This window comes from Arenibacter hampyeongensis (assembly GCF_002909255.1).
In the GTDB taxonomy this organism is placed as follows: Bacteria; Bacteroidota; Bacteroidia; order Flavobacteriales; family Flavobacteriaceae; genus Arenibacter; species Arenibacter hampyeongensis.
In genome coordinates this window covers 68,441-80,587 of record NZ_PIOB01000007.1, presented here as the reverse complement: position 1 = coordinate 80,587, position 12,147 = coordinate 68,441, and the positions used below count along the sequence as shown (strand labels likewise).

Annotated in this window: 10 protein-coding genes; 2 read left to right on the top strand and 8 right to left on the bottom strand. The window is 38.9% G+C overall.

From position 1 onward, the window contains the following. Positions 1-5 precede the first annotated feature (5 nt). On the bottom strand, positions 6-824 hold the full coding sequence (pyrF, locus tag CWD91_RS16455; RefSeq protein ID WP_103442061.1) for an orotidine-5'-phosphate decarboxylase: 819 nt from the start codon (positions 822-824) through the stop codon (positions 6-8). Between the two features lie 5 nt (positions 825-829). Continuing rightward, complete coding sequence (prfA, locus tag CWD91_RS16450) at positions 830-1,906, bottom strand: peptide chain release factor 1 (protein WP_103442189.1); 1,077 nt, start codon at positions 1,904-1,906, stop codon at positions 830-832. A 386-nt stretch (positions 1,907-2,292) separates the two neighbouring features. Between prfA and CWD91_RS16440 the strand changes: the two genes are divergently transcribed. After that, a complete protein-coding gene (locus tag CWD91_RS16440; protein WP_103442059.1) occupies positions 2,293-2,955 on the top strand; it encodes an ATP-binding cassette domain-containing protein in 663 nt (220 codons plus the stop codon). On the opposite strand, the gene CWD91_RS16435 is transcribed toward CWD91_RS16440, so the two are convergent. The 4 genes from CWD91_RS16435 to CWD91_RS16415 all read right to left on the bottom strand — a co-directional run bounded on the left by CWD91_RS16435 (position 2,944) and on the right by CWD91_RS16415 (position 8,133). Beyond that, complete coding sequence (locus tag CWD91_RS16435) at positions 2,944-3,897, bottom strand: FAD:protein FMN transferase (protein WP_239985822.1); 954 nt, start codon at positions 3,895-3,897, stop codon at positions 2,944-2,946. The two genes, CWD91_RS16440 and CWD91_RS16435, sit on opposite strands and share 12 nt — an antisense overlap. 287 nt (positions 3,898-4,184) lie before the next feature. Next, complete coding sequence (locus CWD91_RS16425; protein WP_103442057.1) at positions 4,185-4,628, bottom strand: Rieske 2Fe-2S domain-containing protein; 444 nt, start codon at positions 4,626-4,628, stop codon at positions 4,185-4,187. 49 nt (positions 4,629-4,677) lie between these two features. Beyond that, a complete protein-coding gene (locus tag CWD91_RS16420) occupies positions 4,678-5,856 on the bottom strand; it encodes an AIR synthase related protein (protein ID WP_103442056.1) in 1,179 nt (392 codons plus the stop codon). A 90-nt stretch (positions 5,857-5,946) separates the two neighbouring features. Beyond that, on the bottom strand, positions 5,947-8,133 hold the full coding sequence (locus CWD91_RS16415; RefSeq protein ID WP_103442055.1) for a glutamine synthetase III family protein: 2,187 nt from the start codon (positions 8,131-8,133) through the stop codon (positions 5,947-5,949). Between the two features lie 196 nt (positions 8,134-8,329). Here CWD91_RS16415 and CWD91_RS16410 point away from each other — a divergent pair, with 196 nt between their 5' ends. Then, a complete protein-coding gene (locus CWD91_RS16410; protein ID WP_103442054.1) occupies positions 8,330-9,343 on the top strand; it encodes a glutamine synthetase beta-grasp domain-containing protein in 1,014 nt (337 codons plus the stop codon). A 76-nt stretch (positions 9,344-9,419) separates the two neighbouring features. Here the strand turns inward: CWD91_RS16410 and CWD91_RS16405 are convergent, their stop codons facing one another. Next, positions 9,420-11,039, bottom strand: a complete 1,620-nt coding sequence (locus tag CWD91_RS16405) for a carboxypeptidase-like regulatory domain-containing protein (protein ID WP_103442053.1) — start codon at positions 11,037-11,039, stop codon at positions 9,420-9,422. A 22-nt stretch (positions 11,040-11,061) separates the two neighbouring features. After that, on the bottom strand, positions 11,062-12,000 hold the full coding sequence (locus CWD91_RS16400; RefSeq protein ID WP_103442052.1) for a calcium/sodium antiporter: 939 nt from the start codon (positions 11,998-12,000) through the stop codon (positions 11,062-11,064). Positions 12,001-12,147: the final 147 nt, after the last annotated feature.

The following is a 12,147-nucleotide window of genomic DNA, read 5'->3' as shown; positions in this document are numbered from 1 at the left end:
AAAATTTAGCGTTTTTTTAGCTCCATACTCATTTCCAACTGCAGCTCCTTGGCCTTTTCAGTGGAAGCCAGTGCAAAATCTTTTTGGTCCGAGGCATAAATGATTCCTCTCGAGGAATTTACCAAAAGACCAACATTTTTACTCATTCCATACTTACACACTTCGGACAAACTTCCGCCCTGTGCCCCCACTCCCGGTACCAATAAAAAACTTTCAGGGACAATTTTTCTGATTTCCACCAAAAAACTGGCCTTTGTTGCTCCTACGACATACATTAAGTTTTCAGAATTTTCATAGGTTTTTGAAATTTCCAAAACCTCTTTATACAGCTCTTGACCACCTACTATCTTCGTCTGAAAATCATAAGCACCTATATTGGAGGTAAGTGCCAATAGTATTGTATGCTTATCTTTAAAAGTTAAAAACGGCTCCACGGAATCCCTGCCCATATATGGAGCTATGGTAATCGAATCAAAGCCAAGATCTTCAAAAAATGCTTTGGCATACCTCGCGGAAGTGTTCCCTATATCCCCCCGTTTAGCGTCTGCGATAGTAAATATTTCAGGATAATCGCTATTTAAATAGTCGATAGTTTTTTCCAAAGCCCCCCATCCTTTTATTCCGTAAGCCTCATAAAAGGCTATGTTAGGCTTATAGGCAACACACAAGTGGTGGGTGGCATCAATAATTGCCTTGTTAAAGGCAAAGATGGGATCATCCTCATTTAATAGGTGCTTTGGAATCTTGTCCAAGTCGGTATCCAACCCAATACAAAGAAAGGATTCCTTTTTCCGAATCTGTTCAACTAAAAACTGAGTAGTCATAGGAATTAAAATATCTCAGAGGCCTCCTTTAGTTTCTCCGTATTATCAACCAAACTCAATTCGTCTATGATACGTTGAATATCCCCATTAATAATGTTTTGCAAATCGTAAAGCGTTAAGCCAATCCTATGGTCCGTAACCCTACCTTGTGGATAATTATAGGTTCTAATTTTAGCGGAACGGTCACCACTACTTACTTGGGAGTTTCTCTTGGCAGCGTCTTCCTCTTGCTTTTTTGCCAATTCCATATCATACAAACGCGAACGCAATACTTTAAACGCCTTTTCCTTGTTTTTGTGCTGTGATTTCTGATCCTGACACTGTGCTACAAGACCCGTTGGCAGGTGGGTTAAACGTACTGCTGAATAGGTTGTGTTCACAGATTGACCACCTGGTCCGGAGGAACAGAAAAAATCTATTCGGACTTCCTTGGGATCGATCTGTACGTCGAAATCTTCTGCCTCGGGAAGCACCATTACAGTAGCGGCACTGGTATGTACCCTGCCCTGGGTTTCGGTCTGTGGAACACGTTGAACACGATGTACCCCAGCTTCAAACTTAAGAGTACCATAAACATCTTCTCCCGTAACTTCGAACTGAATCTCTTTGTACCCTCCACTTGTACCCTCACTTAGGTCAATAACATTCGTTTTCCAACCTTTGGATTCACAATATTTAGTGTACATTCTAAAAAGATCACCGGCAAAAATACTGGCTTCGTCACCTCCAGTACCTGCGCGTACCTCAACCACTACGTTTTTGGAGTCTTCAGGATCCTTGGGTATCAGCATCAATTTAATTTCCTCTTCCAATTTGGGTAGTTTGTCCTTGGCCTCCTCCAACTGCATTTTGGCCATATCCACCATTTCCTTATCGCTACCATCGGACAAAATCTCTTCTGCCTCGGAAATGTTATTGGTAAGCTCTAAATAAATAGTTCTCTTATCTACAAGCTGTTTTAAGTCCTTATATTCCTTGTTTAGTGCCACATAACGCTTCTGGTCGGAGATAATGCCAGGCTGAATTATAAGGTCAGAAACCTCATCGAAACGTTGCTTTACTATGTTTAATTTATCTATCATATACAAAATACACTTGGACTGCGAATTTACGATAAATTTGTACATTTAAGCATATCCTATTCATAGATGAATTCAATTTTCAAAATTAGAACCTATCAATTGAGTTTTCTCTTTGCCAAGCCATATCTGTGGATATCCTTTCTCCTTACCGTTTTTATGCTGTTTAGCGGTAAGCTTATTTTTAAGATTTCCCACCCAAATATTATGATCCTGAGTTCCAAAATATTGTTCTACTTAGGGGTCTTTCTGTTTTATTATGAAATTAGCTTGCAGCAACGTTTGACGTTTTATCAAAATTTCGGCCTTTCAAAAACAATACTCTTTGTCCTAGCATTGTTATTCGATACTATCATTACCATGGTATTTATAAACCTTATCCTTTTATTTTGATTTTAGAAATAGATAGTGTAGAACTGGAGTTTGATGGAAAAAAGATCCTATACGGAATTTATGTAAAGTCCGAAATAGGCAAAGTTACTGGAATCCTAGGAAGAAATGGCAGTGGAAAAACATGCTTATTGAGAATTTTGTTCGGGGACTTACAACCGAAATATAAGAACATCCGTATCAATGGAAAATGTCTTCCAAAACCACTTTACCAAAATGGAACAATAGGCTATCTGCCTCAATATCCTCTTTTGCCAAAAAATACAAAGTTAGACCTTGCATTTAAGTTATTCGATGTTTCATGGCCCACTTTTATAAGCCATTTCGACGGTTTTAAAAAATACGGCAATGCCAGGATCAAAGATTTATCCTCAGGAGAAATAAGGGTAATTGAGGCTTACCTAATACTTATGTCCACAAAGGAAATTATACTTTTGGATGAGCCTTTTTCCTTTATCGCCCCACTATTTGTGGAGAAATTCAAAGCACTGATCAACGAAGTAAAAAAGACCAGTATTATAATTCTAACCGACCACTTCTACAAGGATATTATGGAGGTCAGCGATACCACATATCTTTTGAAAAATGGATGTTCAAAGGAAATAGTAAAAAAGGAAGAATTGGTTAGGGAAGGATATCTGAACAAGAGACTAATCGAATAAAATACCATTACTTTTATGCATCTTATTGTTGCTGTCCACTATAATTACTTCTGTCCCCTTTAATTGATTTATCAAGGCCATTCCTGAATCAACGCCGAGCACAAAAATAGCCGTTGCCAAGGCATCTGAAAATTCAGCGGTTTTGGAAAAGACGGATACACTATTTATTCCTGTAGTAGGAAGCCCTGACCGTGGGTCTATAATATGCGAATATTTTTTTCCATCAAAGGAGATAAACTTGTCATAACTTTCAGAGGTAGCTACCGAAGATTCCAAAACGGGTAGCCAGGAAAATATCTTATCCTTACTAAGTGGATTGGCAATACCGATCAACCATTTCTCACCCGTGGCCTTTGTACCCCAAGTTGTTAGATCTCCAGAAGCATTGATAACACCGGCACGAACCTGCTTTTCTATCATAAGCTCTTTGGTTTTATCAGCAGCATAGCCCTTGGCTATTGCTCCCAAACCAATCTTCATGCCTTTCAGTTGTAAAAATACCGTATGATTTTCCTCATTGAGAATGATCTTCCTGTAACCTACCTTACTTACGGACTCCTTGATTTGTACTTTGGTAGGCTTATATTTCATTGAACCGTCAAATTTCCAAATTTTGTCCAGGCCGGCAAATGAAATATCAAAGGCACCGTCGGTAATTTCTGAAATCTGATTAGCCCTTTCTATTAGCTTAAATAGTTCCACACTAACCTTCACCGGTTTTATGCCTGCATTTCTATTGATCTCCGATGTTTCCGATTCCTCATCCCAGGAGGACATTAGTTTTTCTATCCTTTTAATTTCAGATAGGGCCTCTTCTATATTTATATAACCTATTTCTTCGTTATCGGCTACTATGGTAATATCAAATTTCTCCCCCATTAAGGTTACGGTTCGTTGAACCGTAACAAATTTTCGCTCTTGGGCATGGCCCATCAGCGCCATCCAAAATAAAATAAGAGAACATAAAACCCTCACCCTAAAACAACGTTAAAAATTGAACTATTTTCCTTCCTAATAATAAAAAGTGAATTGCCATTGATAGGTATCAACTCACAAAGAGACAACCAATAAAAAGTAACCTTTGCTCCAATCATAAACCTATGATTATTAATAGAGCAAATAATTCCATTGCCTAAAAAAGGAAATTTCCAAGAGACATATAATAAGGGTGTGCAGAATGATTTTAGGGAAAAACTCATGTAAGAAAGTAGGTTATAAATCAGATTTGATTATTCAAATACACGAAGGATCTGCCCGTTTAACTCCGTTTTAAATATTTTAAGGGGTTTTGCAATATCATTGCCTATTTGATTTAATGGAGTCCCGACCTGACTAAAAGTAGAACCGTGCGTAGAACATTTGAAAATACCTCCATTCTCCGTTTTAAAACTTATTCCATCTGTTTGTTGATGACTACATACCTGACTTGCGGCTACAAAAACACCTTCCAGATTTTTTACGACCACCACATAATTTTTCACAATAAAGCCGCCGTTATTTTTCAATTTAGCTGCCTCTGCAGAGTTTAAATCTATAGTAAAATCGACCCCGGTTGGTATTGGTTTGGGATCTATAACTTCACCACTATCCGAAGAACACCCATTTAAACATGGAAATGTAAGTGCGAACGCCGCCCCCGTCCCTAAGGTCCTTAAAAACTGCTTTCTTTCCATAACGTAATTTCTTTATAAAACAACGTAGGAAAAAGGGGATTCGTATACCTTAATACACAAAGGTGCCGAACTCGCTTTCAATTGTGAGTTTTTTAACAGAATTGGCCTCCACTTTACCCACTATTTGTGCTGATACACCGAAACTTTCCGAAATGGTGATTAGGTCAGCGGCAATGGATGGATCAACATAGAGTTCCAACCTATGGCCACAGTTAAACACTTGGTACATCTCCTTCCAATCTGTCCCTGATTGTTCCTGAATTAATTGAAACAATGGCGGGACTGGAAATAGGTTATTTTTTATAATATGAAGGTTTTCCACAAAATGAAGGATTTTGGTTTGTGCCCCTCCACTACAATGAACCATTCCATGAATATCACTTGCCCCGTATTTGTTCAGTATTTTTTTAACAATTGGAGCGTAGGTTCGGGTTGGTGACAACACCAATTTGCCGGCATTTAAGGGGGAGTTTGGTACCTCATCTGTCAACCTTACATTACCGGAATACACTAAATCCTCAGGCACTGCAGCATCATAACTTTCAGGGTATTTCTCTGCCAAGTATTTGGCAAAAACATCATGCCTGGCAGAAGTAAGTCCATTACTTCCCATTCCGCCATTATATTCCTTTTCATAACTGGCCTGTCCGGAAGACGAAAATCCAACGATCACATCCCCAGCTTCAATATTGGCATTATCTATTATGTCGCTTCTTTTCAACCTAGCTGTTACGGTAGAATCTACTATAATGGTACGTACCAAATCTCCTACATCGGCGGTTTCCCCACCGGTAGACCTAATGGTTATTCCATGTTTCCCCAAATCTTCGATCAACTCTTCCGTACCATTGATTATGGCTGAAATGACCTCGCCTGGAATTAAATTTTTATTTCTCCCTATGGTAGAGGACAACATAATATTGTCCGTAGCCCCAACGCAAATTAGATCATCCACATTCATTATCAAGGCATCTTGCGCTATCCCCTTCCAAACGGAAACATCCCCGGTCTCTTTCCAATACATATAGGCCAAAGAGGATTTTGTACCAGCACCATCTGCATGCATCACCAAACAGTAATCCTTATCATTGGTGAGGTAATCGGGCACAATTTTGCAAAAGGCCTGTGGAAACAAACCTTTATCAATATTTTTTATGGCATTATGTACGTCTTCTTTGGAAGCAGAAACCCCTCTTTGATCGTATCTTTTGCTGTTGGATGAGCTCATGAATAAAAGTTTGCGACAAAAATAGTGGAATCCATAAAAAAAAGCCCACAAATTGTGGGCTTTTAATCCAATAAATTAAAAATGTCCAAATTATTTAATGAACAACAGTTCCCTATATTTTGTCAGGGGCCAGTATTCGTCTCCTACCACTTGCTCCAATTTATCGCAATGGTAGCGAATTTCATCAAAATAAGGTCTCACATTGTCACAGTAGGCGAAGGCCTTCTTGTTTATATCAGACATATTGTTGGCTTTCTTTCTTTCGTCCACCATGGCATCGGTCTTCATTTTAATGGCACGGATATGCTCAGAAATTCGCTCCACGATGTCCAACTGACTTTCGGACATTTTTTTATGGGCGGCACCGTATATCTCTTTTAGACCTACCACATTTTTTATCAATTTATTCTGATATTCCACTGCAGCCGGAATAATATATCCATAAGCAAGCTCATTAAAGACCCTGCCCTCTATTTGAATATGAAGGATATATTCCTCCAACTCTACTTCTTGACGGACCCTTACCTCTATTTCACTCAGGACATTCATAGACTTGAACAATGCCAAGCTTTCCTTGGAGGTAAGTACCTGTAATGCCTGTGGAGTATTCTTATTATTGCTCAAGCCACGGGATTTTGCCTCACTTTCCCAGGCTTCACTGTAACCATCCCCTTCGAATCTAATCCTTTTTGAGGTTTTAATATATTCCCGAAGGACATTGAAAATGGCCTCATCCTTTTTAAGTCCTTTCTTGTCCACCAATAGATCCACTTCTTTCTTAAAGGCAATAAGCTGTTTGGCCACAATGGTATTTAGGACGGTCATTGGCTTTGCACAATTGGATTTGGAACCTACGCCGCGCATTTCAAATTTATTTCCTGTAAAGGCAAATGGGGAGGTGCGATTACGATCCGTATTATCCAATAAAATTTCCGGAATTTTACCTACCACGTTCAACTTTAATTCCGTCTTTTCCTCGGGGGATAATTTACCTTTGGTAACACCTTCCAATTCATTTAGGACCTCGTTTAATTGTTCCCCGATAAAAACCGACAGGATGGCTGGAGGAGCCTCGTTGGCACCCAATCTATGGTCGTTACTTGCAGAAGCTATGGAAGAACGCAATAATTCCTCGTAATTATCCACGGCTTTTATAGTGTTCACGAAAAAAGTTAGAAACTGAAGGTTTTTCATGGGGGTGGAGCCAGGGCTAAGCAAATTAACGCCAGTATCTGTGGCCAATGACCAATTGTTATGCTTTCCAGAACCGTTTATATCCTTGAAGGGCTTTTCATGAAAAAGCACCTTAAAGAAGTGTTTGTCAGCAATTTTCTCCATGACATCCATAAGCAATAGATTGTGATCTACCGCCAAATTGGTTTCTTCAAAAATTGGCGCCAATTCAAACTGGTTCGGTGCTACTTCATTATGTCTTGTTTTTACAGGAATACCCAATTTAGTGCACTCCATTTCCAGTTCCTTCATGAAATTCAACACCCGGCTTGGAATAACCCCAAAATAATGATCATCCAATTGTTGGCCTTTTGCAGCAGTCTGCCCTACCAATGTTCGGCCTGTTAAACTTATATCTGGACGTGAAAATGCCAAGGATTTGTCAATTAAGAAATATTCTTGCTCCCATCCCAAGGTGGCGTTAACTTTTGTCACATTTTTATCAAAGTACTTTGCCACGGCAGTAGCTGCCTCGTCCATTGCACCCAATGCCCTCAACAATGGAGCTTTATTATCCAAGGCCTCACCGGTATACGCAACAAATACAGTGGGTATACATAAGGTAGTGCCATATAAAAATGCCGGCGATGTTGGATCCCATGCCGTATAGCCCCTAGCTTCAAAAGTATTACGAATACCCCCATTAGGAAAACTAGAAGCATCGGACTCCTGCTGAACCAACTGGCCTCCCCCAAATTTCTCCATCACCCTTCCCTCTGGTGAAAAGTCAAAAAAAGCATCATGTTTTTCTGCAGTTGCCCCTGTAAGTGGTTGGAACCAATGTGTATAGTGTGTGGCTCCCATGGAGATAGCCCATGTTTTCATACCCTCCGCCACCTGGTCGGCAACTTTTCTATCTATTTTGGCGCCGGACACTACTGCTGCCTTCACCCTGTCATATGCATCTTTGGTCAAATATTGCAACATTCGTTGCTCATTAAACACATTCACCCCAAAATAATCTGAACGCCTCCCGGTCTCCTCAACCTCTATTTTACTCCGGGTATGACTGTTTGCTATGGCATTAAACCTTTGATTTGACATAAATACTTTTTTGACAAAAATAGCAATTCATTAAAATATACCACAAAAAATAACTATTTAATAATTTACCCCACAAAAAATAGGGGGTTCAAAAAAAATAACGACAATATTGTCATTTAACCCACTAAAAAATGGCGTATATGATGAAAATTATTATTTTTGTCTGCGTTAATAATAAAAATCAACAAGAAATATTATGAGCAAGTCTAAATTAGAATACATTTGGTTGGATGGGTACGAGCCCACACAAAACATGAGGAGTAAAACTAAGGTTGAGGAAAATTTCAGTGGTAAATTGGAAGATTGCCCAATCTGGTCCTTTGATGGAAGTTCAACCCGCCAGGCTGAAGGAGGATCTTCTGACTGTGTGTTAAAACCAGTAGCTATCTATCCTGATCCACATCGTATTAATGGATATTTGGTAATGACCGAGGTTATGAATGCCGATGGCACTCCGCACATATCCAATGGTAGAGCTACAATTGAAGATGAAGATAATGACTTCTGGTTTGGGTTTGAGCAAGAATATTTCATAATGGATACTAAAACGGAGCTTCCTTTAGGATTCCCTAGAGGTGGATATCCTAAACCACAAGGTATGTACTACTGTTCTGTTGGCGGTCTAAATACCCATGGTCGTGATTTGGTAGAAGAGCATGCAGATGCCTGTATCGATGCAGGTTTAAACTTCGAAGGTATAAACCAAGAAGTAGCTTGTGGACAATGGGAATTTCAATTGTTCGCCAAAGGCGCCAAAAGAGCAGGTGATGAGATTTGGGTTGCCAGATATCTATTGGATAGATTAACTGAAAAACATGGTTACTATATTGAATACCATCCTAAACCTCTTGGTGATACGGATTGGAATGGTTCAGGAATGCATGCGAATTTCTCCAACACTACATTGAGAACATGTGGGTCAAGAGAAGTTTACGAAAAAATATGTGAAGCCTTCCGTCCAGTTGTTAAAGAGCACATTGCAGTTTATGGTGAGTTCAACGATCAACGTTTAACAGGAAAGCACGAAACAGCCTCTATACATGACTTTAGTTATGGTATTTCCGACAGGGGTGCCTCTATTAGAATTCCGATCATTACAGTTCAAAAAGGCTGGAAAGGTTGGTTGGAAGATAGAAGACCAGCTTCAAACGGTGATCCATACAAAATTGCCGGTAGAATCGTTAAAACTGTTAAATCGGTTAAAATATAAAGAGAATAAAAATAATTGTTGATTATTTTTACCGACCGTTCCTCTTGTTATAAGAGGGGCGGTTTTTTATTTGTCCCTATTTTAAAATCGTGCCTTCGTTAAGCAATGGAGTGTTCATCCAAAAATCGCTATAATTATCAGGTTTCACAATAGGCTGATCCTCGAATATAGGCCAATTTTTATCCATAAAAAGACTAGTATCCGGATTATGTCTTAGTGGCTTTTGCTGTTGTACAAAAAACTCCCTGAACTGCATTAAGGAATACGTCTCGGAGTAATCCAACTTATTCCCATCCAAATCAATAATGTTATCCATGACTATTTGAAAATCATCTTTGGCTATATCCTCTGGATCCGTGTGAAAAACCTCCAAGGCCTGATCTCCAAGGTTCATCTTGGGATACAACTGAACGGTTACACTATCCGCAAGAACAATTTTCTCGATATCTATGCCCCTGCCTTTATAACTAATATTGTAATTCTTATCTTTAAGCACCTTGAAATTCAAGGGTACCCTATTAAATACAACTTCAAATAGCTTGTTTTCATAGTCTATAAACACATTCTTGGCGGTAAAAACCGGTGGTACTTTTACCTCAAATTTATTACTAAAGGAAATGTAACTGGGAAACATTTTGTCATTCTGTTTCTTGTACTCCACTACAGTTCGGTAGAGCAATCTATCCTCTATTCTTTTACTGGTCTTCCTTATTTTTCTCGTCCCCAATAAAGCGTCATAGGTGGCATATTCCAATTTAACGATTTCAAAGTTATCCTTTGAAATATAAATCCTGCCCCGGACCATAAACTTCCAATTGTGCTTATATATGTCTATAACATACAATGCTTCCCCGTCCAAATAAGTATCATCTTCCAGAGAAAAATCATGGTTCTTTAAAAAATCGGTATCCAAATGATCAACAAAGGAATAGGAAAAGGTGTTATAATTCCTAATGGCATCCATGATACGTAAAATTACAAACTCATTGCCCCCGTAACTTTTTAAAAAAGCTTTGGGGATAGTCTTGGTCTTGTATTCGCCATAGTCATATAGCCTTTCACTTAAAGAATCAATTGGAAAGTTCATGTTTCTGGAGTACTCATAAATCCTTGTATTGGAATCCTCATAATCAGAAGTCCCGAAACCCTTATCAAAAACCTCAACAATCGCCTCATTCAAATTGGTATAACCTCCTGATTTCCATTGGTAATCCCTGTAGTAACCAACGTAGGACTGAGGGTCAAAGGGATAATTCAACGGAATATTTTTGATAGCCTGAGCAATAATCCCCTCTGCAGAATTGGGCCTTTTATTATTTCCAGTATTTCTGTCTTTTCCTCTTTTTTTGGAAGCCTTTAAAGTAACCTCATCCAATTGGATAAGCATTGGGTTTAAAAACAACCTATTGAGCTCATCTGTCAATAAATCGCCAATTATAATTTCCCTGGAATCATAGCCCATAGAGGTCATCTCCAAAGTGTCATTAAGCTCCCTAAATTTAAGAGGGATCCTAAAGCTGCCATCATTGTTTGAAATCACCCCCACGGCCCTATTCTTGACCCTAATACTGGCAAAGGAAATAGGTTCTATAGTTTCGGCATCGAGTAGCATTCCACTTACATATGCGCTTTCTTGACCATGGCCAACTGTACAAAACAAAATTAAGAAAGCTATAATGTTCCATTTTATTCCCATAAACAAAATATGATCCCGCTTTTTAGGTTATCGTTAAATATACAAATACAACGTAAACGGCTAAAAGGATTACCCCATCCTTCCACCCTAATCGAAGGCCTTTTGGCAAAAACACCAATGGAAGAATCATGAAAGAAACTCCCAACATCCAAAAAATATCGTTGCTCAGCAGGCGTTGATCCACTACCCTAATAGGTGTTATCATTGCTGTAATTCCCAAAACAGCGAGAAGATTAAAAATATTGGATCCAATAAGATTTCCCAAAGAGATGGCCTTTTCCTTTTTCAGTACTGCAATTATGGAGGCCGCCAATTCCGGAATACTGGTGCCTATAGATACCACGGTTACGGCAATTACCCGTTCACTAACGCCATAAAAAGTAGCCAAACCCACCGCACCTTTTATCAATAGTTCCGACCCCCCCCAAAGGGCAAGACCACCTAAACCCAAAAACAATACCGTTTTAAATAGCGGCAAAGGAACATCATCTTCAGGTAATTCATCAACAACGGCGGTTTTCTGAAATCGTAATAAATACACTAGGAATACAAGGAGTACGACCAACATGACTAGGCCCTCATGTCTCTGAATTTCGCCATCAAAATAAATAAACCCAAAAAACAACATCGATGCCACCATCATAACTGGCCAATCTGTAGTATAAAAGCTTTTTTTCACTTCTATACCACTAAGAATAACGGTTATTGCCAACACCAAACCCAAATTGGCAATATTGGAACCAACTACATTGCCCAGCGCCAAATCGGGAAAGCCTTCCAAAGCGGCATTTACACTTACTATAAGTTCTGGCGCAGAGGTAGCAAAGGAGACCACTGTCATCCCTATAACAATCTTAGGAATGTTAAGCTTTAAGGATAGGGCCACTGCTGCCTTTAAAAGCCAATTTCCTCCAGCAATCAACAACACAAGTCCCAGAACAATAAAAAATATATCCAGCATTAAAAGGTTTTCCGACAAATATAACCAAGAATCACACTTTTTTTTCCTTATACCTGACTTTCAATAAAAATTTTGGAAATATAAAATACCTTTCAAAAATTACGTTGATTCCAAACGAAAACGATAAAAAATGGCCTTTTTTCAATA

Excerpts from the sequence above, each read along its gene's own strand:
- pyrF (WP_103442061.1), bottom strand. The coding sequence starts at position 824 with ATGACTACTCAGTTTTTAGTTGAACAGATTCGGAAAAAGGAATCCTTT.
- prfA (WP_103442189.1), bottom strand. The coding sequence starts at position 1,906 with ATGATAGATAAATTAAACATAGTAAAGCAACGTTTCGATGAGGTTTCT.
- CWD91_RS16435 (WP_239985822.1), bottom strand. The coding sequence starts at position 3,897 with ATGGCGCTGATGGGCCATGCCCAAGAGCGAAAATTTGTTACGGTTCAA.
- CWD91_RS16425 (WP_103442057.1), bottom strand. The coding sequence starts at position 4,628 with ATGGAAAGAAAGCAGTTTTTAAGGACCTTAGGGACGGGGGCGGCGTTC.
- CWD91_RS16420 (WP_103442056.1), bottom strand. The coding sequence starts at position 5,856 with ATGAGCTCATCCAACAGCAAAAGATACGATCAAAGAGGGGTTTCTGCT.
- CWD91_RS16415 (WP_103442055.1), bottom strand. The coding sequence starts at position 8,133 with ATGTCAAATCAAAGGTTTAATGCCATAGCAAACAGTCATACCCGGAGT.
- CWD91_RS16410 (WP_103442054.1), top strand. The coding sequence starts at position 8,330 with ATGAGCAAGTCTAAATTAGAATACATTTGGTTGGATGGGTACGAGCCC.
- CWD91_RS16405 (WP_103442053.1), bottom strand. The coding sequence starts at position 11,039 with ATGGGAATAAAATGGAACATTATAGCTTTCTTAATTTTGTTTTGTACA.
- CWD91_RS16400 (WP_103442052.1), bottom strand. The coding sequence starts at position 12,000 with ATGCTGGATATATTTTTTATTGTTCTGGGACTTGTGTTGTTGATTGCT.